This window comes from Hymenobacter sp. (assembly GCF_036387835.1).
GTDB lineage: Bacteria > Bacteroidota > Bacteroidia > Cytophagales > Hymenobacteraceae > Hymenobacter.
In genome coordinates, this window is sequence record NZ_DASVSY010000116.1 from 1 (window position 1) to 26,392 (window position 26,392).

A 26,392-nucleotide genomic window follows, 5' to 3' on the forward strand; every position below is an offset into this window, starting at 1 on the left:
CGAGGAATTTGCCGTCCTCATCGTGGACGATTCGGTGCTGGAAAAGGCGCATACCGACGCCAACGAGCTGATTTGCCCGCACTGGGACCATAGCCAGCAGCGCTACGTCAAGGGCCTCAACTTCGTCAGCCTGCTCTACCAGGCGGGTGATTTGGCCCTGCCCATCGCCGTGGAATTGGTCCGCAAAACCGTGCCCGTCTACCATCCCAAGACCCAACAAACCAGCTACCAAAGCCCCTTCACCAAGAACGAATACGTGCAACAAATGCTGCGCGTGGCCCAGCAGCAGGTAGCCTATCGCTACCTGCTGGCCGACAGCTGGTACGCCTCGGCCGAGAATATGACCCTGGTGCGGACCCTGGGCCATCACTTTATTTTCGCCCTGGAAAGCAGCCGCACCGTCGCCTTGAGCGAGGCGGCGCGGGCCCAGGGCCGGTTCCAAGCCGTGCAGACGCTGGTCTTTCCCGATACGCAGCCCCTGCGCGTCTATTTGCGCTCGGTCCAAGAGGCGGTGCTCGTAAGCAGACAAGTCTTGACAAACCAGGACGGGAGCCAGGGCGTGTTGTATCTGGTCAGCAGCGACACTGATCTGGATCAGGCCCGTCTGACCACAATTTATCAGAGACGGTGGAAAGTGGAAGAATACCATAAATCGCTCAAACAGAACGCTTCGATGGGCAAAGCGCCGACCAAAACCCTGACCACGCAAGCCACCCACTTCCTGGCCGCCGTACTGGCCTACACCAAGCTCGAAGTGCTCAAGGTCAAGTGCGGCATCGGCCATTTTCGCCTCAAAGCCCAACTCTACACCATCGGCCTCAAAGCCATGTATCAGCAACTCCGTCTACTTAGTGCGTAACATCAGTTTATAACTGCGCAGAGCTTCAACGAAGTGTCTCTACAGCCTCATCACAATGATGACTATTGCTGTTGTATAAACTGTGTAAAGACGCAGCACTTTGCACCTCGTTGTTGCCGAAGCTTTCAGCAAAGAGAAGCCTCAATCATTCAACAACGAGACGTGAAGTGTTTTTACACCGTCCCGCAACTAGCCTTGCAAGGGAAGGCTCAACAAGGTCAGCATGACCTTTTAGCAGACTTTGAGGACTCCGGTAGAGCGGCTACAATCACGTCCAAAAAGACATGTACCAATACAAGTCAACTCCGTGTAGCACGAGCCGACTAAATCTTAAAGCCTTATAACCAGCAGCTTCTTATTCTTTAACAAATTTCCTTATGCTGCGAACACCTGATGAAATAACTTCTATCTGATATAGACCTAATGGTAGGTTAGCGACACTCAGCGTTGTTGAACCCGTGGAAGCGACTCCCTCTAATATCAATTCACCAAGCATATTCAGCACCCGATAACGAGCATCTTTGGTCGAGGTAACTAGTTGTAATATAGTCTGAACCGGGTTAGGGTAAAGTATCAACACTTGTTTTGAGCTAACTGCCACTACAGGCGAAAAGGAATCCTTATCATCGTGGTCGAGCTGGCGCAGGCGGTAGTAGCTCAGGCCTGCCAGCGGCTGCGAGTCGAGGTGAGTATAGTGACGAGCACCAGTGCTTTGCCCTTGCCCCTCGACTGTAGCTAGCGTAGTGAAATGCTGACCGTTGGTGGAGCGTTGCACCTCAAAGCCTTCATTGGCTTGTTCACTTGCTGTTGTCCAGTGCAATAGCACCCCATCGGTATTTGGCTTGGCCGTAAAGCCAGTAAGCGTAACAGGCAACGGGTTCAGTGCGGGGTCAGGATCGGTGCTAGCCAGAACAAAGTCACTGAAGGATGTAAATGGGGCAGAGGTGAGAGTACCGGCTACAAACGCACCATTCATAGGAACACCAGTATTTGCTGAATGCCCAATATTTTCCCATACACTACCATTACTTTTCCCTATAACAAATGAAGCAGTTCTAGGATCTGTCACTTCATCATCTGGGCCGAAGCTCAACGTGATTTGGCCTGAAAAACCGGTCGGGGCTGCATTAGGCGTGAGCGTGTAATAACGAACCCGCGACACTCGCTTAATATTGCCCGAGAAGGTTTGAGCTACCAGACGGCCATTAACTTGCTCGGCTGTATAAGTGGTAGCACCAGTACCAAGGGCACTTATATTCAAGGTTAGCGGCCGATAAGCAGTGCCCTTGCCAATTGGAAAAACAATGGGAACAGCAGCATTGACTTCGCGAGTCAGTGGACCATTTACGAAGCTACTACTACTGCCACCGGTTATAACAGCAGTGGGCGCTAACGTCAATGAGTTAGTACTAGTTGTAGTAAGTGCTCCGTTCGTCAGAGTTAACCCACCGACTACACGTACCGGGCGAGCCAGTCTGACGCTAGTAGCATTGCTTATTTCAACTACACGATCAATAGCTACACTACCACCTGTGCCGTTTATACTTTGCACGCTCGTTCCTTCAAACTTGATAAGGGAAGTGGTTCCATTAAGTGCTATGCTACCTCCATTAACCGTTAAATTACCTCGAAGCACTATACTCGCCACATTGAGATTGATAGCGCCAGATGTAACAACTAAGTCATTGAGGACGGTTAACTCGCCAGTGCCAGTACCAGTAATGTTGTTGGTCGCAAATTCAAGAATACCGTACGTGCGATTGTTGACCGCGACCGTTGAAGCACCAGCAATAAATCGGCTGCCACTGTCGAACCTGGCTACGGACGAGGTGGCATCGCCAAATGGGCTTGCTCCGGATTGCTGCGCATAAGTTGAACCGCTTCGAAAAATAACTGAATTGATCGTACCCGTGCCAAACGCATTGCCAGCAAAGTTTGCGCCTGCAGTAAACAGACTGCCAGAAGCGAATTCCACTGTTTCGAAGCTGGTAGCTACCAAGCGGTGTACTCCGCCAGCAAAACCAAGATTGCCAGTTATCCTCCCTTGATTGTTGGCGGCCAAAGTAACAGTCAGCGGGTTTGCACCAGCAAACTGCACACTAGTTGGTGTACCACCAGCATTAACTCCTGAAACTTCGAACTCCGCACCAGCTAAGCTACCACTGAGCGCTAGCGTACTGCCACTAGCAATTGAAGAACTAAATACGACAGATACTCCATTCAGAAACCGGAGCTGCGCGACCGTCTGAGTAGTAAAATCTATTGTGACGGAAACGACGGGTGACGTGGCTGTTAGTAGAGCGGAAGGATCGAACACTAAAACGTCTGTGGTAGCAGGTAACGCACGGGCAGGTGTCCAATTAAGGGCATTAGACCAATTTGAGTTGGTGCCGCCGCCGGTCCAGGTATAGGTGATATTATTTTGTCCCTGTCCTACTACCGGAAGAAAGAGCAACACCAGAACGTAAATGGCTGCTAGTCGAAAAAGGTGAAAAGTGAATAGTGAGGTAGATTTTCTGTCCATAACAATGAGCATTACTTTCGTAAGTTAAATTCACTCATTGAATAATCAATATGCAATCAGATAAGTACAAATAAAAAAGCCCCCATCGTTTGGATGGGAGCTTTTAAATCAGAGAGATTAAGATAGTCCCTAGTTCTTTACTATCCGGCGCGTGACTTGCTGGTCACCAGCACCTACTGTGAGTAAGTAGGTTCCTGCTTTCAAGTCACTCAAATCAATTTCCCCATTTGCTGGCAAAGCAACTGCCTTAACTTCACGACCGCTCAAATCAGTTACACGAACTTTAGCAACAGTCGTTTGCTGTGTCTGAGGCAAATTGATGGTTAGCTTACCTGAAGTTGGGTTAGGGTAGAAAGTAGCCTCTGCCAAAGCAGCATTGGTAACAATCACTACAGGCGAATAAGCAAACTTACCATCGGCGTCGTTCTGCTTGAGGCGATAGTAGCTAACACCTGTTAGAGGCCGGGAATCGACAGCATCATAAGTAGAACGGCTGGTAGTACTGCCTTTACCTTCGCGCGTCAGAATGGTCTGGAATTCTTGCCCATTCTGGCTGCGCTGCACTTCGAATCCTTTATTATTCGACTCTGAAGCGGTTACCCAATTCAAAGCAACCTGGCCTTTGCGCAAAGCGGCGGTGAATGACACCAGTGATACTGGCAGCGGTCCACCCGGCGACTCAATGCCGTTGATAACATTGGGTACTGGCGGCGAGAGGTAATTTTCGGCACCCTGAACACTGATATTGAAGCTATTATCAATATTGTTGTATTCAAACGTGTAGAAATAATACGTTACTGTCGAGCTCAGGCCTTCTACCGTAGCTGTCTGGTTGGAACCAGAGTAGACCACAAAGTAACCAGGAGCAATTTGTGGGCCTTGGCCATAAGTTTGGTTACCAGTGGCATAAGCACTGCCATCCTGTGGCTGGCTGCCAGCGGGTAGGGTTGGGTTGGTACTAGCCACAATGATACGAGCCTCCCCAAAGCCTAGTGCAGCATAGTCTGGCGGCAGGTTGAAGCTCACCGTAGCGGTACTACCACTGCGCGTTACCGTGGCTGCACTGCGCAGTGTAGGTTCCGTATCGATGGAGTTAGCGGAAAGCTGATCGTTGACCCCGAACGACTGCGTTGCCGTATTAGTGAAGTCGTTGCTTTGGAACTGCAACGTTGCTTGTGCACTACCTAAATAGGTAGGCCTGTAACGAAAATAAATGGTTTGGTTTATGTCGTATGTTCCTTGGTTAGGCACCAGCATCAACGTATTGGTAAAATTTACATTGTCCAAAGAAAGCTCATACTGGCTGGTATTGCTTGGGTTGAGCGGGTTAGGTGCCAGCGCTTTCGAGATAGTGATGTTTTGTTGTACCCGTTCAGCTTTGATACTAAGTGCCTGAGATGCAGAAGTGGTACTGATAACGGTGTTGCTGATTACTTGAGGCGCTGTTAGTATCTGAATTGAAGGCTCACTAGTACCAGACACGGGTTTACCAACGGAAGTGGCAGGGTTACTAGCTATAAAAATCAAGGAGGACATTGTGAGAGCAGATGGCGGCAAGAAGCGCACATATATCGTTACAGGCGGATTTATATCGTTGCCTCCTGCGTTACGAGGTACCGTAATAGTATTGCCAGTACCTATAACGCCAGCGAAAGAGGCATCCAGCGAAACCTGAATATACTGAGGCGCTGTCACTGTTGCGTTTTGCAGTAAGTTGCTGGCAGATAACTGAAAAGATTGCACGGCCGAGGCAAGACCAGGCACGGTGGAGAACTGTGTAAGGTTGCCGGACGTGTTGAACGTGGATTCGCCGCCTACCGAGTTGTTGGCCGTGATGGCAACTACTTTGGCCGCGGCACCCGTGCTAGTTAGGGTGATATTCTCGTTGAATGTGCCATTGGAGACTGGCCCTACTAAGCGCACTTCGATGGTACGCAATGACACCGACCCGGCAACGGGATTGATAGTCAGAGGACCGGCTGTGAGGCTACCGCCAGCGGAGGCATCGCGGAAACGGATGGCTCCATTAGAGCCGGTCAGCACCAGTGGAGTTGTCAAGTTACCGGCACTAATCTCGAAAGTAAGTGTTTGAGCCGAACCACTGGTCGAAACGGTTTGGAAATCCAGAGAAGTTGGATTGGCCGTGATGTAAGGCCCCGTGGGTGGCGGCGTACCGGTGCCACCTACGTCTACCCCGGATGAGCTGGCACCTGAAGAAACTATCGGCATCGTGTCGTCATAGCGAACCGCTTGAGTGGGCACGAAGCGAACATCAATAGTTGCGCTTACTGAACCGTTCGAGGGCGTCAGCGTGATGCTGGCAGTACTAAACTGGTTTGTACCCTGGCGAATCTGGAAGCCCGCGGGAGGGGTGATAATGACTGGATTAGTCAGGTTACTACCCGATACGGTAAATGACTGAACGCTGGAAGTCAGGCCTACCTGCACTGAACCAAAATCAGCTAAGGCGGTAGGGGTAGCTGTCAGTACTGGCGCCGGCGCCTCGCCGTTGCCGGATACTGCTACAGTACGGGTTTGCGCATTCGTACTGGTAAGGGTAATAGTAGGATTATACTGCTGAACGGCTGTGGGGGCAAATACCACATCAATAGTAGTTGACGGAACCGAGCCACTAGTTTGCGCCAGGGCCAAGGACGAAGCATATGCATTGCTACCTGTGCGGATCAGAAAGCCGCTCGGTGCTGTCACAATAATGTTGTTGGTTAGGTTCTGCCCGCTTACGGTGATAGGCTGCGAGGCACTCTGAGTACCAACAGTAGTATTGCTAAAGATGAGTGTGGTAGGAGCTACCGTAATGGTAGGCGCCGCCGCCGCCGTCAACACTACATCGTCCAGACGGAACTGAGGAGGAAGCGTAGTACCCGCTTGGCGAGTGAAACGCATCCGCAGGTTGTTGACACGTGGAATATTCGACGTGATGGTGTATTGGTTGAATGCTAGACCTGAGTTAGCAGGATTCTGGGTGGTATTATTCGTAACTGCGGCGTAAGTTGCCGTAACATAGTTGGTACCATCGGTGCTGAATTCCACAGTGAACTGCGCGTTGAGCGTACTAATGGAGGATCCTGTTCGTGCATAAAGACCAAAAGTTATAGCGGGCGAAGTCAAAGCCGCCGTGTTGATAGTTCCAATCTGGAAATTATAGGGCGGTATATCGTTGCCAGTCGTAGTGGCGGGACCAAAAAATATCGTGCTTGCTCCGCTAGCCCCCGGGTATACATTGCCGTTGTTAGGTACTACGAAAGTGCTATTGGCTAGAACAGCAGTTCCAGAGTAAACAAACCCTCTTTCGATATCGTTGTTGAAGCCTCCTCTGTTGTAATAGGAGCTTATAGTTTCACGCGAGTTGGCTGTACTGCCCATATTCTCGGTGAAAGTTTGTGCCATGCCATTCGTTGCCACGGCGAGCAAAAAAAGCAGCAGCGTCAAAAGACGCTTACTCAACATTGAGCACAGCGGCCTTACCTGCTTAAGGTAGGGTTGTTTACCCCGGCGTGTGTACGAGTTTTTCATAAGATTATGGAAAGTTGAAAGTTGCGAGTGAAGTAAGAAACTTGAGCTAGGAAAAGTTCGATTATGGCGTCAGCATTAAATCATGTGGCCACATACGAGCTAATTGAATGATAGTAAGAATATAATTCTAATTTAAATTTGCATCTTTCTTATACTAATCAAACAGGCCTTGTTATACACAATGAGCACATACCATATATTGTGCCAACAGGATTACCGATTTTGGAGCATATAAGCTCTTTTTCAGGCATTACATTCTCTATGCGCTCCAAAGGACCAACAAATTTACACATATCCCATTCCTCCTAAGTGCCCTCTATACGGCACAAATTTGCATTTAAATTCTCGATAAACAATTATATAATAACAAGAAAAACATTCAAAAATATTTATCTATTAAAAGCCACGATAATACAATTAAAAATCAATGTTTAGTTTTCACTATGCGATGTTAGCTTACGTAAATGATCGGCGTGAACCTTGTAGACAAATTCAGGCTATATGCTATCCAAACATACAAGTCCATAGTGCTGCAAATCATGCAGTTACTGTATTACTTAGCATAGAGATTACAGCCAATCAGACTGTCAAAGCAGACTCTACCAACTAGAGTACTTATCTATTTGACCATTGTGCTTATTGACTGCTATTGCTCACAAGTTCTTAGCAGCTGTACATATAGCAGAACAGTAGATTTTCAACACACATGCAACTGGTATTCTAAGCACATCATGCTTAAAATACCAGTTTTACATTATCAGCATTATAATGCAAAAGGAAGTTACCATTACCCTATACCATCGCTAGCCATGAACATGCGGCTCTGTCAATCCTACTCTATTAAGTCCTATTCAATAGGCATGAGTAACTAGAGATGTTATAGCTGTAACCTTATTATAGCCGCTCTGTCAAATCCTGCTCATAACTACTTATTCCACAAATACATACGACCCTATTCAGTTATAAAAACCCGTCAAGAATTCTTATAAAATAACATGAGGTACAAATTCTGAGAGATTCGTGATGAACCCGGCTTCTCTACGGAAGCCGATGGCACAGGCAGCTCCGGCCCAAAATACCCCGGCTTGATAGCGGCGTCCTTGTGCGTCTTGTGGTAGCTCGGCAAAGCGCTGTCGTACTTGAGGTTGATGAGCAAAATCTCCACCTATTGACTGCCCGGTGCGTCCTTCGTTTACTTCTATTACATTTTGACCTTCTCGGCCTAGTAGGGGTTTGCGAACAAAGTGTCCGGGGAGGTCTTGCAGAGAAGCTTCGAGTAACAGCGGATGATGCGGGAAATTCTGCCACAGCCAAGCCAATATGCCTTTGCTTTGGAATAGAAGCGCATAGGGCGGATTGGCAATAACTAGGTCGCGGCTTTGTAGCAATTCTGTAAGGTCGGCGGTTAGTTCGGGTTCTTCGTCGGCCAATATTTCCCATGGAACTAGCTTGAACACGAAGGCGAAGCGCTGCCACTGGCCCGGTTCTATTTCCACCCAAGCGCCTCGCTCCTCCCCTTGTACCGATACCCGCATAGTGTCGACGGAACAGATATGCACCAACTCGAAACCCGCTTCGGTGGCGGCTTCGGCTACTACAGCGCAATTGGCTTCGTCTTCACTGCTGTCGGGAAGATGCACCAGGAGCAAGGTGGGTTCTAGGTCTTCGTTGAGTTCCAGCCAATGAATGAGTTGGTTGCGCAAACCTTCGAAGAGGCCATTGGCTTGCCGCTCGTCTTGGCCCTGGCCGGCGGCTACCAGGCTGGCCCACTGCACCACGGCGGTTTCGGGCAGGCTGGTGGCGGTGTCGGCGTTGAACTCGATGAATTTGGGACCATCGGGGGTGTCGGCCAGGTCGAAGCGGCCGTAGAGGTGCCAGTGCCGGTCATCGTTCCAGGAGTGGCGGATGGCGGCCCACAAGTTCTCGGGGATGGCCAGCAGGCGCAGCAGGTCGTCGGGAATGGCGTCAGGGATAGACTGCACCAGCATATCGTAGAGCGTGTCGGCGGCTTGCAACAGGGCATCGGCGGCAGCTTCGGGGAGTTGCACGGCTTCGCGGGCTACATAGTTTTGGCAGGCGTCTTCGATGGCCCAATCCCACCCGAGGCTGCGCACGGCGGGGCTGACGTCGCCGGAAAGCGGCAATAGATTTATCATCTTCAGTGAGTAGTAAGCAACGCGGAATGACCCATGAAGAACGTCCTGCCGAGGAAGCAAAGTCTCTCTACCACCAAACTAACATTTGACGCCAGCAACGAAGCAGGCAAGATATTCTCTCTTGTAAGCATGACAGCTAGTTTGGCAACGTCAGCACGCCAGGTCCATCGACAAGCGGACGCCAGATCAAGCAGAATGGCTTTTACTGCTTATCCTTCATTGCTCTTTCAAATAAAAATTACCCGCCGAAACCTCGGCTCCCCCCCCGGCTACCAAAACCCGAGCTACGCCCCGATGGCGCCGTGCTGCGCACACTGCTGCGGCCGAAGCCGGTGGTACGCGTAACGCTGGTACTTGGCCGGATACCTGCCGAGGGCGACGTGCGGCTGCCCGCAAAGCCTCGCCCGAAGAAGCCCCTACCTCGGCCCCGTTCCTGCGCGACGCGGCTGCGCCAGCCATTGTTCTGCTGCACCAAGCCTGGGTTGGCGTAGGCTCCTACGTTGGGCGTGAGGAAGCGGCCGGCCATGTAGCCGATGCCGCCCCACATCAGAATATCCATCATACCAGTGCCATTGGCGCGGTTTTCGGGGTAGGTGCGGCTGTAGTCCTGCATCTGCTTTTGCAGGGCCTGGCCTTGCAGGGTGTCTACTTTGCCATCGAAGTGCTTCAGCACGGCGGCTACTTGCTCTTTGCCCGCGGGGCGCTCGGCCGTGATTTTCCACTGGCCAGGCTGCACTTCGGTCATTTCGGTGATAACGCCCTCGGAATACGAATCGGAAGTATCGTTGCCGCTGGTCCAGTCGCCTTCCGCAGTGGCAGTTTCAGATTCGGAGTTGCTGGAACAGGCGGGCAGGCCGATGCCCAAGCTAGCCGCCGCGGCGACCATCAGCACGTTGCGACGCCAGTCGCCGATGCGGAAGTACGGTTTGTTCATGGCTGAGGGAGTGGTGGTTGCGGGTGGATGTTGTTGGCACTAACGAGAAATACAGGAATTTCAACTAAGCGGTTGAGGCATAAGCGAAAATTCCTTGCCGAACCTCGACGTAAATGTAGTCTTATAGCCGTTTCCAATTAGACGTAGCGCGAAGCTTTTGCTTCGCGTGTCGAGGAGAATAAGCATTGCTAGGTAGGAGCAACCACTCGTTCAACGATGTGCGAAGCGCATGCCTCGCGCTACACCTAACGGGTGACCGGCAATGACAATTTACGCTGCTGCCTTTCACTGCTACTCTGTGCCGCAGTAACATTAGGTGTGCTTATGAAATATGGTGCTTCAACAGGAGCAACAATGGTTGAGTACTTCGGTGCAGCAAATTTATGCCTCGGCCCAAACCGAAGAGCGCATTCCCGAAGCCAAGGCAGCCATCGTGCAGCTGCTTCGCCACCGCCACCGCCTGGCCACCGCCGCCGATGAAGACTTCCTGGTACGCACTCAGGCTGATATCAGCAACACCGCCAGCACGGTCACGAGCGCGCTTACCTCGCTGCTGGCCAGCATTGCGGGTATCCCGCTGTTGGTAGGCGGCATCGGCATTATGAACATCATGCTGGTTTCGGTGACGGAGCGCACCCGCGAAATCGGTATCCGGCTGGCCACCGGGGCCAAAGGCGGGGATGTGCTGCTGCAGTTCCTAATCGAAGCTGTGTTGCTGAGTGTAACTGGCGGGCTGTTTAGGTAGGCTTGGGTACGGCGGTGGCTCAATTAACTGGTAAGATGCTGGATTGGGAAATAACCGTTTCCGCTTCTTCTATGGCACTGGCTTTTGTATTTAGCTCGGCCATCAGTGTGTTTTTTGGCTGGTATCCGGCCCGCAAAGTCGCCCGCCTGAACCCCATTGATGCACTATGCTACGAGTAGGTTTTGAATGGTGGTACTTCATTCAGGCATGACAGCAGTCGAGTACTGCATAGCAAGGCCATGCGCTACCATGTCAGCCTTCTGTGCAGACTGCTACTCATTTACTTACCGATCCTCATGCCGCCGAAAGGGCGTAATGGTCTTACGAAGCCCTGCGGGCAATTTCAAGAACCTGACTGCCCCTGCGTTGTCTCCTTACTACAAACAACATTTAAAGTAACCGCTTGACGTTACCGTCTGCACCGATAGACAAGCGCTTCTGCTTGTCTTACTTTTTCCATGGGCTTACTTGATTCTTTGGCCAAGCAAGTGCTCAAGCGCGCCACTATCACCTGCGTAGCACCCATTGCCCAGCACACCTACCATCTCACGTTCCAAGGCCCCGACCTCGCTGATGTGCAGTATACGCCCGGCCAAACGCTGAATGTATTCTTCGACCTGAGCGGCCCGGAAGCCGCTTTGCGCAAGCGCACCTACTCCATTTGGCAGTACAATGCCGAAGCCCTGACCCTGGAGCTAGCCGTATGCACGTTCTCGAATGGACCCGGCGCCCGGTGGGCCCAACAGTGCCGCCCCGGCGACGACGTGTACTTCCATGGCCCCGGCGGCAAATTCATACTCGACACCCCCACAGCTTTCAGCTACTGCTTGCTCGGTGATGTTTCCGCGTTGTCGCACCTGTACGCTTTGCGGCGGCAGTTGCCTCAGGCACAGTCGGTTTTCAGCCTAGTACACGCCCGCACCGAGGCCGACTGTTTCCCCGACCTCGATGGCACGTACCCGCTACACTTCGCCATAGCCGACCAGCTGCCCGCCACCGAGGTTCTGGCCGAGGTGGCCGCACAAGGCTTGAGTTCGGCGACAAGTTGTTTGTTCTACATCGGCGGGGCACAGACGCTTTGCGTCGAAACCCGTCAGCTACTCCGCAAGCAGTGGCAGGTGTCAGCCAACCACCTCAAAGCAAAGCCCTTCTGGAAATAAGGAATGAGCCATAACGAACCGGGCCGGGTTGATCGTGGTGGTTGCCCCCCCAATTACCACTTGTTCGGGGCTACTAAGGGCGGGTGGAGCCAGCAGTAGTCCGTTGTTATCAATTTGCCGGCTAAGCACCGCGGTGCAGTACGATGTTAAAGAAAACGCATACGCCCCTTGGTCGAGGTTGGTGCGGGCGGACTGGCCGCGTTGGTAGGGAGCTATAATCTGCGTGCCGTCGGCGGTAGCCAGGGAGCCTAGGTTTTGATTACCGCGCCCGGCCAGGTAAATCGTGAGGCTGGACGGAGGTGAGAAATACGGGTTTTCGGCAGCTGAAACCGTTTCCAGCGTCATACGACGCGTGTACCGCCTAGCTCGCTCAGGTCCAGCAAATGCGGGATTTCTACTTTCGTTTGCAAGCCCAGGCCTCCTTGTATGTACGCCTCAGCAGCAGTCTGAGCGCTTGGCAGGGCTTTCGACGCCCATAATACGCCCGTTTCTTACTCCCACAGCAAGTAACTACACACTAAGCACAAGTAGTATAAACACACTTATTACCAGCAACATACAAAAACCGACCAAGATCGGCTCATAAGTAGTGGGGCGCTGAGTGGGGCGATTCTGAAAAGAGTATCTGCCGCCAGTCAGCGCCGCCCCACTCCTACCCCGCGTCCGTATTGTGTTCCTCCAGGTAGCGGCGCACCTCCATCCGGTCATGCCCAAGCAGCTCGATGACTTCCCAAAGCCGCTCTGATGTAATGTCAGGTCTGGTCGGAATGTAGGTTGACACGTAGCCGCGCACCATCCACAACTCTGTAATATCGACAGCATCCACGCTGTAAGGTCGGCGGTGCGGATTGTCGGAGAGCAACTGCACCGGCTTATTCATATCGACGATGCGGTGAGGAATGCGTTTGAGCAGCACGTTTTCGCTGGTCACCACTACATAGATTTCATCGGGCTTAAGCAAGCTCCATTTGTCCACGAACGAAGCCACCACGATGTCGCGGTGGTTTATCGTCGGCTCCATACTGTCGCCGCTGACCTCGAAAGCCCGGTAGGTGCCATGCTCAAAGCCCGGAATCCGGTAGGGCTTCATGTCTTGCAGAAACACCGCCTCGTTATGAGCCACTGAATACCCTGCCTGAGCTGGTATGGGAATGAGTACGGTGTTTTCCTTGCCCTTGTCATCTACCGTCACCACGATGACCCGGTCCCCGTCTACGACCTGGCGCAGCGCGCCCGATGGTTTGGCATCAGTGGCTGTGGTCCGTAACATATGGCCATTCCCAAGCATGAGCCAATCAGGGGAAACTTCAGGAAATTCCTTTAAAAAGTCTACCAGAGTAGGATAGCTAGGCTCGGCACCTTGTAAAATTTTGTACATTTTACTCGTTGTCGAGTATCCCAACTTATTTGTTACACTGTTGGCATTCAAGTCGTAATGCTGCAAAAGCAGCTTTATCCTGCCTGTGATGTTAGAATCGGAGTCCATAACAAAGTGTACTAAGGTGCAACAGTTGTTGTTTGGTGCGTGTATATTTGTGCTACTGGCATTTCAGTGTCAGAACAAATATAATAAACTACCACCAAAGTACACATGGATATGGAACAAAATACCAAAGAGCCTACCGAGCTGCAAAAGGTGCTCGATAAGCTAGGTCCCCGCCAGACCGTTGTGAAGGACGCCATTGCGGCCCTTGCTACTCAGGGAATCAAGGTTAGCAAGTCGGCCATGTACCAGGTTGTTACGGGCCGAAGTGCGCGCCGTGAACTGGTAGAGGCCTTTCTGGTAGCCGCCGAGGCAGAAGCCGAACGCCGGGAACTCGTCAAGCAACGCGCCGCCAAGCTCGCCTCCTAGCTGCCATGCAAGCCGTCCTCATCATCCCCGAAACCGAGTGGCGCGCAGTCGTTGGCCGGCTCGAACGGTTGGAGGCTCAGCAGCAAGCCGCGGCCGGACCCGCCCCTGCCCCCGACGACATCCTGACCACCGACCAGGCCGCCGAGCTCTTGGGTATCACGCCCGAAGCCGTGCGCTGCGCCCGCCGTGCCGGCCGTCTGCCCGGCGTACGCCGCAACGAGAAGGCCTTCGGCTTCCGCCGCTCCGTGGTCGAGGCCTACCCGCTACGCTACCAGCGCCCTGCCCTCTGATCTATGCAGACGAACCTAACCCACGGGGCCCTGTGCAACGGCATCGGCGGCTTCGCGCTGGCGGCCCGGCGCGCCGGCATCCGCACCGCCTGGACCTGCGAGATAGACCCGTTCTGCAACGCCGTCAGCCGCCGCCATTTTCCCGACGCCCACCAGTACCTGAACATCTACGATGTCTGCCATCCGCCCCGAGTTGACGTTATTTCCGCCGGCTACCCCTGCCAGCCGGCCAGCTACGCCGGGAAGCGCCGAGGCCCGGCAGACAACCGCTGGCTCTGGCCGGAAGTGCTTCGGCTTCTTGCACAGTGCCGGCCCCGCTGGTTTCTTGGTGAAAACGTTGCTGGACACCTCACGTTGGGGCTCGAAAGTGTGCTGGCTGACCTGGAAGCCGAAGGTTATGAAGTCTGGCCGCTTGTACTTCCAGCTTGCGCCGTCGACGCCCCGCACCGGCGCGACCGGGTTTGGATTGTTGCCCACGCCCACCACCGACAGCCAGTACAGCCGCCGCAAGCCTTATGCCCAGGGCGGGATGCCCCTGTCGCTGGCGGTGAAGCTGCTCCCTACTCCGATAGCCAACGATGCGGCCAACCCAGCTGCCTACTCGTCCCGCCTGCGGAAGGCGAAAGCCCCCGGCCTCGCGGCCGAGATTACGAACCGGCTTTCAACGGACCAGACCACGGAATGGGATGGGTATTTACTCAACCCCCGCTTTGTCCTGGAGATGATGGGCTTTCCCGCCACCTGGTGCGACCTGACGGAAGCGGAGATGCAGCAGGTGCGCCGACAGATTCGGGCTACCGGCAAAAAGACCCGCGCCATTGGGCCCGCAACACGCTTAAAGCCGCTGGCAACCGAAGGACAGCGCAAGCTAACGCCTTAGTACCTGACATCCCGCAACTCTTTTTTCAGTTTATCGCCGACTACGAAGCCGGCCGCCTCACCAGCACCACGGAAGCCGGGCACCCATGAATTTCATCCAGCACACCCGCGCCGCCCACGACCACCTGACCCGCCAGCCGGACGCCACGCCGCTTCACGTCAGCCTGTATTGGGCGCTGTTCTTCGCGTGGAACGCCCGCCGCTTCCCCGTGTCGCTGGACCTCGACCATGAGCAGTTGATGCACGCCGCCCACATCGGTAACCGCAAGACCTACCGCGCCACCCTCTACGACCTCGAAAATTGGGGCCTGCTCACCTACCAGCCCAGCCAGTCGCGCCACCAGCCCAGCCGCTGTTTCCTAGCCGATTTACCGGGGGCACTTCTGCCCCCGATAACCTCCCCTACCGAGGGCACAAGTGCCCCAGGTAAAACCGGGTTTACCGGGGGCAGAAGTGCCACAGGTAACCACGACTTACCGGGGCCAGAAGTGCCCCAGGTAAAAGTTTTATCGGGGGCAGAAGTGCCCCAACCACTCCTTATAGGTACTAAACCTTTCACTATGAGTAAACCTCATGTAGTAGTAAACAGCGCCGCCGCCACTGCAAAAAAAAAGGAAGGGCCTGCGGTGCTTCCCGACGAAGGGTTTTCAAAGGCGGAAGTGTTTAACCCCGACTTGCCAGCCGACGACCCAGGAGCATCCCCACAAAAGACGCCGCGAATCAAGCGGGGCGCGCCAAAGACAATGCGCATCAAGCATTCCGAAGGGGTACACGCCGAAACCATCCGCACAGCTGCTACCGCCGCCCTCAACGAGCCACGCCGGCGCGGCCCGCTCCCTGAGCTGCCATTCAGTGAGTCGGCTATTGCCACGCCCGAGGCCTTCGCCGCCGCTTTCGAGGGTACCGATTACGCCCTGGCCGACCTGCGCCACTACCACCAGTTAGTCGCCACCTGGCGCGATAAGAAAACCGGCCTCCCGCCCACCCGCAAAGATTGGATTGCCACTGCCTCACGCTTCATGCTCAACGATGCTCACGATAACCGCCTCAAACTTGCCCCCGGCACCCGCCGCGCCACCGCTACCGATGCCGGCTACCAGGACGCCGGAATCCCAACTACTGGCTACCGTTCAAGCCGCTACGACTAGCGCCCTGGCCCGCAGCTCCACCCCCGAGCTGCGCGAGATGCTGGCTGATATATCAGTCGGACTAACCAAACAGATAGCCCTGGCCGCTCCCAAAATCTTCCAGCTCAACCGCCGCCTCGGTTCGCGCGAAGTGGTAAAGCTGCTGGTCGTGGTGCTGAGAAGCTTCGTCGACTCGCTCCGCGTCAAGGACAAGCCCGATGCCGCCGACCTGATCGAGCTGGCCGACACCCTGGCCCAAACCTACACCCACGACAGTATCAAGGATATAATTCTGGCCCTGAAAGAAGCCCGCATGAACGGCACCAACTTCTTCCAGGCCCTCGACAGCAGTACCCTCTACCGGCTGATCCGGGACTACTTCGACCAGAAAGCCAGGTACCTGGAAAACCAGCACCTCGATCAGAAAGCCACCGGCGCCAGCTCCGACGCCGTGGGCATGCAGCAGTTGGGCGAGGCCGCCCCCAAACTGCTCGAAACCGTCACGCAACGCATCCCCGACGACCACCCCAACGCCGCTGGTATCCGCCGCAAGCTCAGCCTCATCAAGGCCCGCGCCAAGCGCGGCCTCATCACCCCCGAGCAAGCCGAGCAGCAACGAGCCGAAGCCCGCCAAGTCACGCACCGCAACCCGCGCCCCGACTGGCAGCCCAGCCCCGAAGCCCAAAAACAAATTAACCGCCGCCACCAGCTGGCCGAGCGCCGGGCCGCCCAGCAGGACGGCAGCCACAGTACCATCATTCAACTTGTCCCCGCCCCATGACTTCCACCACCTACTACCGCAACCCCGACGGCAGCATTCTGCGCGTGACCAGCACCGAGCACCGCCCCGGCAAGCCCCAGACCTACACTATTGCGCGCCGACTGCTCAGCAAAAAACTGTTCAGCCCCGACCGCCCCATCAGCGCCGACGACCTAAGCAAGCTGCTGAGGCCCGAGCCGCTACCCGAAATTCAGTGGCCCCTACCATGAGCAGCGTAGCCTACTACCGCGCCTTGTGTGGCAGCCTCTACCGCGTCACCACCACTGCCTCAACCCGCAGCACGCCCGCCAGCACCCGGCAAGCCCGCCGCAGCCTCTACGCCGCCGACTTCGGGCCTGAATATGCCACTCACCCCGAAGAAGTAGCCCGCCTGATTCGTATCGGCTCTTTCGTGCCCGAGCCCGCCCCCGAGCTGCAACCGCCAGCCGCTCCTATAACCTTACCACCAGCTTCGTTATGATAGCCAAGAAGCACGACCAGCTACCCCTGGACTTGGGCACCCTCAAAGCTGGCGAGATAACCAGCGCCATCATTGCCTACCTGCAACACCACGGCTACAGCGTCTGGCGCCAGAACACCAGCGGCATTTACGATCCGCAAACCGGCCGCTGGAAGGTAAACCCCCAAGGCAGAAGAGGCGTGCCCGACATTATCGGCTTCCGGAAGTCGGACGGTGTGTTTGTCGGAGTCGAAGTTAAAGCCGGCCGGGACGTGCTGCGGGACGAGCAAAGAGAATTCCTGAACGAGTTGAAGCAAGCCGGCGGCGTGGCCTTCGTCGCCTACGATTTCGCTCAGTTCCAACAATCATTCGAGGGCCGCGGCCTTCACCTACCGTCCACTCCTGCCTAAAATCCATTGCCCTTCCCCTCAAATTAATAAATAATCCCACACTGGCCGCCGGCCCTTTGCTCAGCTTCCGTACCTTCGCAAGCCTCGTTACTTTTAGCAAGGTTTTATAGTCCGGCCGCTGCTAGGATGCCCTGTTTGCCTATCGAAACAACAGTATAATGGCTAAAGAAGCGCAAGCCCGCCTTAAAATAAACTCCTTATTAGAAACAGCTGGCTGGCGCTTTTTCCCCTCCAGCGCTGGCGCGGCCACCATCAGTTGTGAGTACCGCGTTGGCCGGCGCAAAGTCAAATCCGAAGTGTTGGGCAACGACTTCGAGCACGCGCCAGAAGGTTACGTTGACTACTTGTTGCTCAATCCAGAAGGCCGTCCCGTGGCCCTGGTCGAAGCCAAGCGCGAAACCATTGACCCGCTGAGTGCCAAGGAGCAGGCCCGCATCTACGCCCGTCAACTGGCCATTCGCTACGTCTTCCTCTCCAATGGCAACCTGCATTATTTTTGGGATTTAGAAGAGGGCAACCCCACCCGCATATCGCATTTCCTCAGTCCCACCGAACTCGGCAAGGCCCAGGTTTGGCAGCCCAATCCCAAGGCACTGACCGCCGTTGTGCTGGACGACGCCTACATCGCTGTTTCCCAGGAGCCCCGCTGGCCGTCGCTCACGCCTGCCGAGCGCCTGGCGGCCCAGGAAGACAAAAACGTGCGCGTCCTGCGCGACTACCAGCTCGAAGCCGTACAGGCACTGCAAACCGCTTTTGGCAAAGGCAAGCGGCGATTTCTGTTCGAGCTGGCCACTGGCACCGGCAAAACCTTGTTGAGCGCTGCCGTAGCCAAGCTGTTCATTCGCTCCGGCAACGCCGACCGCATCCTGTTTCTGGTCGACCGCATCGAGCTGGAGCAGCAGGCCTGGAAGAATTTCAAGGCCTACCTCGAAGCCGACGCCATTCGTACCGTCATCTACAAGGAAAGCCGCGACAACTGGCAGGGTGCCCAGGTGGTCGTCACCACCATCCAGAGCCTCACCCGCGACAACCGCTACCTAACCCGTTTCTCACCCAGCGACTTCCAGCTGATTATTTCCGACGAGGCCCACCGCACCATCGGCGGCAACAACCGCGTCATTTTCGAGTACTTCATCGGCTCCAAGCTTGGCCTCACCGCCACGCCCCGCAACTACCTGCGCGGCATTGCCGATGACCTTGCCGATACCGACCCCCGCCAGTTCGAGCGGCGGATGCTGCTCGATACCTACCGCACCTTCGGCAGCGACGACGGCCAGCCCACTTACCAGTTCAACCTGCTGAACGCGGTGCAGCACCAGCCACCCTACTTAGTCAACCCGCGCACCTTCGACGCCCGTACCACTGTCACCACTGAGCTGCTTTCCCTGCAAGGCTGGCACCAAGTGCTGGCCAGCGAAGACGGCGAAGAGCAGGAAGACACCTACTTCAAGCGCGACTTCGAGAAGAAGTTTTTCTCGCCGGAAACCAACCTAGCGTTCATCCGCACTTTCATGCGGCATGCCCAGCGTGACCCGCTCACCGGCGAAATCGGCAAAACCATTCTGTTCGCCGTCAGTCGTCGCCACGCCACCAAGCTCACCCAGCTGCTGAACGAGGAGGCCCACCAGCTATTTCCCGGCAAGTACCAGTCCGACTTTGCCCAGCAGATAACCTCCGACCTGCCCGGTGCCCAGGCTGCCACCACCGGCTTTGCCAATAACAACCTCGGCGGCACCTCGCGCTTTGCGCCTACCATGCTCGGCTACGAAACCTCTCGTACCCGCGTTTGCGTCACTGTGGCCATGATGACCACCGGCTACGACTGCACCGACCTACTCAACGTGGTGCTGGCCCGCCCCATCTTTTCGCCCATCGATTTCATCCAAATCAAAGGCCGCGGCACCCGCTTGCACACCTTCCGCCACCGTGGCGCCGACGGGCAGGAGCGGAAAGTCAGCAAGCAAACCTTCTACCTGTTCGACTTTTTTGCCAACTGCGCCTACTTCGAGCACGAGCACGATTACGACGAGCGCATCAACCTGCCCCAGCCCGGCCAGCCCCGGCCCGCCGGCCCGCCACCTCCGCCGCCCATCGGCGGCTATTCCTTCACCGGCCCCGACGACCTGCACGACCTGGTCGAGGAGCAAATCGGCGAGTACGGCATGCGCGTGGACCGCGAGTATGCCAGGGGCTTCGAAAACGCCACCCGCGAGCGAGTGCAGCAGGACGCCGCCGCCGCTGCCGCCGTCACCCGCAAAGATTGGGACATTGTCGAGGAATTCGTGAAGCGCAACCTCTTCAACATGCCCACCGAGTACTGGACTACCGACAAGCTGCGCGAGGCCTATAATGTCAACCGCCGCATCTCCCTCACCGAAATCCTACAAAAGATATTCGGCGACATCACAGACTTCAAAACCCGCGAGCAGCTGGCCGACGAGTATTTTAACCAGTTCCTCAGCGTCGAGGGCGTCGACGGCTCCAAAGTAGAGGAACTCCGTGCCCTCTTCCTCTGCTACCTCTTCGACCCCGAGCTGCGCGCCATTCTAACCCGCAAGCAATACAGCCTGCTCAACACTAGTAACTGCATCACCACCCACGAGCTAAAAATTCTCAAAGAGCCCCAAATCAACTTTACCATTAATTATATCAACGACTACATCAGCCTGAACCAGTTCCAGGCCTAGCCCCACCAGTCGCCCACAATTAGAAGTAGCCTAACACGCCTCCGTGGCTCCCATCTCCCTTGGAGAGGGTTCGGGGGTGAGGCCCCCGCCAGCCCAACCCACTATGCTGACCAAAGAAATAAAACAACGCATCGACCGCGCCCGCGACATTCTCGTGGGCCAGCTGCCGCTGCCCTCCGACCAGATTGAGCTGATTACCATCGCCATGATTTACAAATTCATGGACGATATGGACGAGGATGCCCGCTCCCTCGGCGGCGTGCCCTCCTTCTTCATCGACGACCTCCGACCCTTCGCCTGGCCGGCCCTGCTTTCCAACCAGCTCAGCAGCGCCGACCGGGTCCTGCGCTTCACCCAGGCCATCGAGCACCTGCAGAAAGCCCAGCACATTCCGGCACTGTTCCGCAGCATCTTCCAAAACACCTTCCTGAAGTTTCGCGACGGCCGCATCCTCAAGATGTTCTTGGACGAAATCAACGGCTTCACCTACGACAACTCCGAAGACCTCGGCAACGCCTTCGAGTACCTGCTCATGAGCATGGGCACCCAGGCCGAAAACGGGCAGTTCCGTACTCCGCGCCACCTTATAGATTTCGTGGTCGAAGTCGTAGAGCCCGAGCTGACTGACTCGATTTTGGACCCAGCCTGCGGCACCGCCGGCTTCCTAATTTCGGCCTTCCAGTACCTCATCCGCCTCCACACCCGCGGCCTCGAAGACTACCGCGTCAGCCTCGGCAACCGCACCGATGCCGAGCTGGCCCGCGTCAAGCGCGGCGACAAGCTCCGGCCCGAGGACCGCGACAAGAAAGGCCTCAACCCTGTGGGCTACGACATCACGCCCATGATGGTGCGCCTCTCCCGCGTGAATCTCTACCTGCACCGCGTCGCCAACCCCCAGATTCACGAGTACGACACCCTCAGCAACGACCACCGCTGGAACGATAAGTTCGACTGCATTCTGGCCAACCCGCCCTTCATGACGCCCACCGGCGGGGTGCAGCCGCATTCGCGCTTCCGCCTCAAAGCCAACAAGGCCGAAGTTCTCTTCGCCGACTACATCCTCGAACACCTCGACCCCTACCGCGGCAAGGCCGGCATCATTGTGCCCGAGGGTATTATCTTCCAGAACAGCCGCGACTACGTACAGCTCCGCCGCTGGCTGGTCGAAGAAGCCGGCCTGTGGGCCGTGGTCAGCCTGCCCGCTCATGTCTTCCAGCCCTACTCCGGCGTGAAAACGTCCATCCTGCTCATCGACAAGGAGCTGACCCGTACCGGCAGCCCCACCGCCGAGCGCACCCGCGCCGGGTCCAACATCCTGCTGGTCAAAATTGACAACGACGGCTACTCCCTCAACACCAACCGTACGCCCGTCGCCGCCAACGACCTACCCGCTGCCTACCAGCTGCTCCACGCCTGGAAGCACGACCAGCCTCTGCCCGCCGATGCCGGCGTGGCCCACCGCGTGGTGCCCCGCGCCGACTTTGCTCGCCTCGACCCCTACCGCGCCGCCACCACCGCCCTCGATGCCGTGCGCAAGCCCTTCCGCACCCTCATCAAGCCCGGCTCCGAAGCCACCCGCCAGCGCCGCATAGCGGCCTTTTGCGAGTCTGTAGGCCTCGACCACCTACCCGCTTCCGAAGCCGACCTCAAAGCTTGGTTTGATGAGCACCTTCGCGCCGCCGCCGTGGCCTACGGAGCCGGTGATGAAGCTGCTGAGCTACCGGAAGAGCTAAAAACCACCATGCGCGAAGCGCGCGAATACAGTTTAAGCTATGACCGCTACGGAAACGAGGATGTTACCCCTGTCAACAGACACTGGCCAATGGTGGCACTGCACGAATTATGCTTGCAGATTTTAAGCGGCGGCACGCCTACCCGTGAGAAACCAGAATTTTGGGAAGGCACGATTCCGTGGATTTCCAGCGCTGATATTATCAATCGCCACACCATTCAGCTAAGGCGTTTCATTTCTGCAGCGGGGGTAGCATCTTCCGCTACTAACGTTATTCCAGCAGATAACATAATTGTGGTTACCCGCGTCGGCCTTGGGAAACTAGCTCGAAACACAACGGCCGTCGCTATTAGTCAGGATTGCCAGGGTTTAGTCATTAACCGCTCCCTTATTCATCCAGAGTTTTTGTTGCATTGCCTTGAAAAAGAGGTGCAGATTTTTAAGGAAATTGGCAGAGGGGTTACAATCAAGGGAGTAACTAAAGCAGAGTTACAATCCATTGAAATTCCCTTGCCACCGCTTGAGATTCAAATACAGTTGGTTACGCAGATTGAGACTGAACAAGAAAAAATTAAACAGTTCGAATCAGGCATAGAGCTAGCTAAGAGCAATATAACTTCACTGGTGAATTCGTTATGGAGCGAGGTTGTTAGCGAGGATTCTATCATTGATGCGCCTGTTCTTTTAGCTGCGGAACCTAAAGTTGAAATGCTACTTAAAATGCCTGTAAATGGCCGTGCAGAGTAGGTTATGGCTACTAAAATAGCATTTGCCCCTGTTCGGCGTCAATTCGGCTCCCTGGCCTGCAAAGTGTGGGACGATTTAGGCGGGCGCCATAGTTTCAATATGCATTGGGATGAGCGGGGCATAACCGATGAACTTGTCTATCAACTTCTAAAGCGCCGTTCGCCTCATATTCAAGTCTTCAAGGCCATCAGCGAGAAAACCTATGGCCACGACATCGACCTGTTTATTGAAGCTGATGAAGCAAAACCCGACCAATACATTTGGCTCTGCTTACAGGCGAAAGTCATGTATGAAGCCCCGCGAGCAGTTTACAATGCCATCGACCATGAAGTAACTGACCCGGACGATAAAACGAAACAGATTTATCAATGGGAGCTGCTCGGCCGTCACCCCACCGACCGCATTCCGTTCTACTTGTTCTACAACGGCTTTACAGAAGCTAATTATAGGGCAGCAAAGGGTGGGTCACGCGGCCGTATTCCCCGCAGATTTGGATGCACTGCGCTTTTCCTGCCTCATTTTTGGGAAAAGTTTATTTCCTCACCTAGCTACACCCTTAAAGGCAGGAAAAGTGACGTTAATTATAAATCCGTAAATGAGTCCGGAGCCATGGATGCATTTCCCTGGCAGGATTTATTCAACATTGGCCGATTGGAAAAGCTGATGAAGACTCGCGGCCTTGAACTCATGTACCATCCAGCTAAGGACAAGGTAAAAGTAGGAAAAAAGGATTACCGGAAAATCGAATTAGTGACGCATTACCTCACAGCGGATAACGACCCTGATTTCAGCGGAGTAGCTCCAGCGCATTTTCAGGAGGAAGGTGAAGTGTACCAGCCCCGCTACAAAGTTTATATAGGTAGGACCGAGGCCGAAAGGTTGAAAGCCAAGCTTCGTTTATTGAGCGAAGAGTAAGGCGCTGGCATAGCAGCCATTAAGCACCCTAACTTGTTATGGAGCCTCATTCTATAGCCATGCAAGCGCCTTCAACTTAGCGGCTCACTCGTCTACAGAAGCCTTTCACCTTCGGAATTCCCTCCGCGTTGCTTCTGGCTTAACAAGGCCTATGATGCGCCACTAATATAAATTAGTGGCGCATCATAGGCCTTGTTTTCTTTCACTACAACTAAGAATTAACTCTTCCGTACCATAACCTATGATATGCCACTAATTCAAAATAGTGGTACATCTTTGCTCAATGGAAGAACAAGAGGAAAGCGCGCCTAAAGCGTTGAAGTGGCTGGAGCTGCGCAATAACTTTGCGCATCAGCCCGAGCTAACCCGCGCCCAGGTTCTCGATTTCTATCGCCGCCACGAACCTGAAGCAAAGCAGACTACGGTGGACTGGCGCATATATGAATTAACAAGGCGCGGTCTGCTCGTCTCCCTAGGGCGTGGTCGCTACTCGTTGGCCGGCGCCGCGCAGAAGCACTTCAGTTACCTGCCTGAGCTGACCAGCACTGAGCGGAACATCTGGCGTACCCTCGTTAAGGAGCTGCAATTGCCTGAAGGTTGCCTCTGGTCCACCGCTTGGGCCAATGAATTCAGTCTGCACCAGGCTGCCCGCAACTTCCTAATCGTGGAAGTCCCCCGCGACTACGTACAGGCAGTTTTCTACGTCCTCAAAGACCGGCATTCCCACCGTGTATTTCTGCGTCCCGACCCCGAAATACTTACATACTACGTGGCCGAAACCGACAAGCCGATAATTGTCATGGCTTTCGTTAGCCGTGCTCCCGTGCAGCAGGTTAACCAAGTGCCTGTGCCTCGCCTAGAAAAGATGCTTGTTGACCTTTTCAGCAGCCCCAATTTATTTGCTGCCTATCAAGGTCGCGAGTTAGAAATCATTTTCGGCAACGCCCGCCGCTACTACACCCTCGACGAGCGCACTCTACTAAGCTACGCGCAGCGCCGCCACAAAGCACCCGAGTTGCGCCGCTTTCTTAGCCGGTTACCCGACTGGCCTCATTCAAGCAATTTGCAATGATTACTCCCGAAACATTCCAACCCGAATGGCTGGAACAACTGCGCGTTCGCCACAAGAATATGCATCCCAATATCGCCGAGAAGATGATATTGGCACTAACGCTGGTTGAACGCTTGGCTCAGGAACCTATACCTTTTGTTTTCAAAGGAGGCACCTGTTTGGTGCTGTTATTAGGCAAGGCCCGCCGTTTTTCCGTCGACGTAGACATCGTGACCGAAATGTCACAAGGAGAGTTGGAAGCTGCGCTGAGCCGCATTGTGGAGCAGCCCCCGTTTTTGCGCGTCGAGTACGATGAAAAGCGCAGCACTAAGGACAACATTCCTCGCGGCCATTATTATCTGTATTACACTTCCATCCTGAATCAGAAACGTTCGGCCGACCATCCGCACCCATATATCGCCCTCGATGTACTATACGAAGCTCATGGATACCCTGAGTTGCGCGAAGTACCTGTTGAATCTGACTTTCTTGTGGCCGACGGCTTGCCCCAATTGGTGAAAGTGCCCAGCGTCGAGTCCATTACTGGTGACAAGCTCACGGCCTTTGCCCCACGCACCACTGGCATCCCTTATGGCAAAGAGAAAGAGGTGGAGATTGTTAAGCAGCTATTTGATGTGAGCGTTTTATTCGATGAAGTACAGAATGTTGAAGCTGTTGCTAAGTCCTATGCGGCCACGGTAGCCAAAGAGCTGGTTTATCGTCAGCTGTCACAAACTCCCGCTGAAGTTCTGCGCGACACCATTCAAACTGGTTTGGTGATGGCCCAGCACAAAATTAATCCAACTAAAATACTTGACAAAGAAGGCATTCAGGAGTTAATGGTAGGTATTCAAGGCTTCGCCAATTTCTTAATTGGTACACGCTTCAATATCGACAACGCAGTTACGGCTGCAGCTAAAGCTGCATATCTAGCGGCCCGCTTAATAGTAGCGGACTACTCCGCATTGCCTCGCTATAATAACCAGCCCGTTGCTGGCTTGCGTGTCACCGACGACCCGCAACTCATCTTTCTCAACAAGCTACGCAGCACTCCCGAAGCCATGTTCTTCTGGCAGCAAACCGTGCAACTCCTCACTCAACACAACCAATTGGCTGTTCTAACGCCATCAACAGGCAATAGCCAACCAATTGAAACCTCAAAAACGCCAGACCCAATGAGTACCGCCATCGACATCACTACACAACCCGACCAGCACTTACTAATTGCCCGTTGGAATGGCCCCGGTATCAAAGAAGACTTTACTTATGACAACCGGGCCATGTTGCGCAAAGCTGAAGAAACTAAATGCTGGCGCTGGTTGGTAGACCTTCGCGTCCACGGCGATACAACGGCACACAATGCCCAGGACCTTTTCAAAACTGTATTACCTGATACTGCTCGTCGGTTTGCTACCGGCATAACACTTCGGGTAGCTGTGCTCATACGTCCCGACTTTGCCGTCATTCCTGAAGAGTTACCAGATGCGGATTTTCAGAAGCGCCGAGGCTACGTAGCCAAAACTTTCACCGACGAAGGACAGGCGATGCAGTGGCTATTAGAAGAGTAACC

The 26,392-nt window shown here is 54.6% G+C and carries 22 protein-coding genes; 16 read left to right on the plus strand and 6 right to left on the minus strand.

The annotated features are described in order from the left end of the window. Positions 1–859: transposase (locus VF639_RS22930; protein ID WP_331148288.1), on the plus strand; the 859-nt coding region annotated here is incomplete at its 5' end. A 355-nt stretch (positions 860–1,214) separates the two neighbouring features. Here VF639_RS22930 and VF639_RS22935 read toward each other — a convergent pair. From VF639_RS22935 to VF639_RS22950, 4 genes are all read right to left on the minus strand, one after another. Then, positions 1,215–3,383 (minus strand): T9SS type A sorting domain-containing protein, encoded by a 2,169-nt coding sequence (locus VF639_RS22935; RefSeq protein WP_331148289.1) that lies wholly within the window; start codon positions 3,381–3,383, stop codon positions 1,215–1,217. A 129-nt stretch (positions 3,384–3,512) separates the two neighbouring features. Next, complete coding sequence (locus tag VF639_RS22940; protein WP_331148290.1) at positions 3,513–6,434, minus strand: T9SS type A sorting domain-containing protein; 2,922 nt, start codon at positions 6,432–6,434, stop codon at positions 3,513–3,515. Positions 6,435–7,900: 1,466 nt separating this feature from the next. After that, positions 7,901–9,073, minus strand: a complete 1,173-nt coding sequence (locus VF639_RS22945; RefSeq protein WP_331148291.1) for a glutathionylspermidine synthase family protein — start codon at positions 9,071–9,073, stop codon at positions 7,901–7,903. A gap of 238 nt (positions 9,074–9,311) precedes the next feature. After that, positions 9,312–10,007 carry a Cj0371 family chemotaxis-regulating polar lipoprotein gene (locus VF639_RS22950; RefSeq protein ID WP_331148292.1) on the minus strand — a complete coding sequence of 232 codons (696 nt, stop codon included), beginning with the start codon at positions 10,005–10,007 and terminating at the stop codon, positions 9,312–9,314. A 331-nt stretch (positions 10,008–10,338) separates the two neighbouring features. Between VF639_RS22950 and VF639_RS22955 the strand changes: the two genes are divergently transcribed. Both VF639_RS22955 and VF639_RS22960 read left to right on the plus strand, forming a co-directional pair. Further along, positions 10,339–10,752, plus strand: coding sequence for an ABC transporter permease (locus VF639_RS22955; RefSeq protein ID WP_331148293.1), 414 nt, complete (start codon positions 10,339–10,341; stop codon positions 10,750–10,752). Between the two features lie 458 nt (positions 10,753–11,210). Next, positions 11,211–11,912, plus strand: a complete 702-nt coding sequence (locus tag VF639_RS22960) for a siderophore-interacting protein (RefSeq protein ID WP_331148294.1) — start codon at positions 11,211–11,213, stop codon at positions 11,910–11,912. On the opposite strand, the gene VF639_RS22965 is transcribed toward VF639_RS22960, so the two are convergent. Together VF639_RS22965 and VF639_RS22970 are read right to left on the minus strand one after the other, a co-directional pair. Next, positions 11,874–12,257: a hypothetical protein gene (locus VF639_RS22965; protein WP_331148295.1), complete on the minus strand. Its 384-nt coding sequence runs from the start codon at positions 12,255–12,257 to the stop codon at positions 11,874–11,876. The two genes, VF639_RS22960 and VF639_RS22965, sit on opposite strands and share 39 nt — an antisense overlap. A 307-nt stretch (positions 12,258–12,564) precedes the next feature. Further along, positions 12,565–13,182 (minus strand): S24 family peptidase, encoded by a 618-nt coding sequence (locus VF639_RS22970; protein ID WP_331148296.1) that lies wholly within the window; start codon positions 13,180–13,182, stop codon positions 12,565–12,567. Positions 13,183–13,503: 321 nt separating this feature from the next. Here VF639_RS22970 and VF639_RS22975 point away from each other — a divergent pair, with 321 nt between their 5' ends. The 13 genes from VF639_RS22975 (at position 13,504) to VF639_RS23035 (ending at position 26,390) form a co-directional block, all read left to right on the plus strand. Beyond that, the gene (locus VF639_RS22975; RefSeq protein WP_331148297.1) at positions 13,504–13,764 is read left to right on the plus strand and encodes a hypothetical protein; all 261 of its coding nucleotides are present in this window, start codon (positions 13,504–13,506) and stop codon (positions 13,762–13,764) included. Between the two features lie 5 nt (positions 13,765–13,769). Then, the gene (locus VF639_RS22980) at positions 13,770–14,054 is read left to right on the plus strand and encodes a helix-turn-helix domain-containing protein (protein WP_331148298.1); all 285 of its coding nucleotides are present in this window, start codon (positions 13,770–13,772) and stop codon (positions 14,052–14,054) included. Positions 14,055–14,057: 3 nt separating this feature from the next. Continuing rightward, entirely contained in the window at positions 14,058–15,023 is a 966-nt protein-coding gene (locus tag VF639_RS22985) for a DNA cytosine methyltransferase (protein ID WP_414654783.1), read from the plus strand. Further along, a complete protein-coding gene (locus VF639_RS22990) occupies positions 15,020–16,081 on the plus strand; it encodes a hypothetical protein (RefSeq protein WP_331148300.1) in 1,062 nt (353 codons plus the stop codon). Before VF639_RS22985 ends, VF639_RS22990 begins: the two co-directional genes overlap by 4 nt. Then, positions 16,020–16,841, plus strand: coding sequence for a hypothetical protein (locus tag VF639_RS22995; protein WP_331148301.1), 822 nt, complete (start codon positions 16,020–16,022; stop codon positions 16,839–16,841). Before VF639_RS22990 ends, VF639_RS22995 begins: the two co-directional genes overlap by 62 nt. Then, on the plus strand, positions 16,838–17,050 hold the full coding sequence (locus VF639_RS23000; protein ID WP_331148302.1) for a hypothetical protein: 213 nt from the start codon (positions 16,838–16,840) through the stop codon (positions 17,048–17,050). Before VF639_RS22995 ends, VF639_RS23000 begins: the two co-directional genes overlap by 4 nt. Continuing rightward, positions 17,047–17,301 carry a hypothetical protein gene (locus VF639_RS23005; RefSeq protein ID WP_331148303.1) on the plus strand — a complete coding sequence of 85 codons (255 nt, stop codon included), beginning with the start codon at positions 17,047–17,049 and terminating at the stop codon, positions 17,299–17,301. The genes VF639_RS23000 and VF639_RS23005 overlap by 4 nt, the downstream gene beginning before the upstream one ends. After that, positions 17,298–17,690 (plus strand): VRR-NUC domain-containing protein, encoded by a 393-nt coding sequence (locus VF639_RS23010; RefSeq protein WP_331148304.1) that lies wholly within the window; start codon positions 17,298–17,300, stop codon positions 17,688–17,690. Before VF639_RS23005 ends, VF639_RS23010 begins: the two co-directional genes overlap by 4 nt. 158 nt (positions 17,691–17,848) lie before the next feature. Next, positions 17,849–20,377: a DEAD/DEAH box helicase family protein gene (locus VF639_RS23015; RefSeq protein WP_331148305.1), complete on the plus strand. Its 2,529-nt coding sequence runs from the start codon at positions 17,849–17,851 to the stop codon at positions 20,375–20,377. Between the two features lie 103 nt (positions 20,378–20,480). Next, positions 20,481–22,856: an N-6 DNA methylase gene (locus VF639_RS23020; protein ID WP_331148306.1), complete on the plus strand. Its 2,376-nt coding sequence runs from the start codon at positions 20,481–20,483 to the stop codon at positions 22,854–22,856. A 3-nt stretch (positions 22,857–22,859) separates the two neighbouring features. Next, on the plus strand, positions 22,860–23,771 hold the full coding sequence (locus tag VF639_RS23025; RefSeq protein WP_331148307.1) for a DUF6615 family protein: 912 nt from the start codon (positions 22,860–22,862) through the stop codon (positions 23,769–23,771). Positions 23,772–24,054: 283 nt separating this feature from the next. Further along, complete coding sequence (locus VF639_RS23030; RefSeq protein WP_331148308.1) at positions 24,055–24,843, plus strand: DUF6577 family protein; 789 nt, start codon at positions 24,055–24,057, stop codon at positions 24,841–24,843. Then, positions 24,840–26,390, plus strand: a complete 1,551-nt coding sequence (locus VF639_RS23035) for a nucleotidyl transferase AbiEii/AbiGii toxin family protein (protein ID WP_331148309.1) — start codon at positions 24,840–24,842, stop codon at positions 26,388–26,390. The genes VF639_RS23030 and VF639_RS23035 overlap by 4 nt, the downstream gene beginning before the upstream one ends. Positions 26,391–26,392 lie beyond the last annotated feature (2 nt).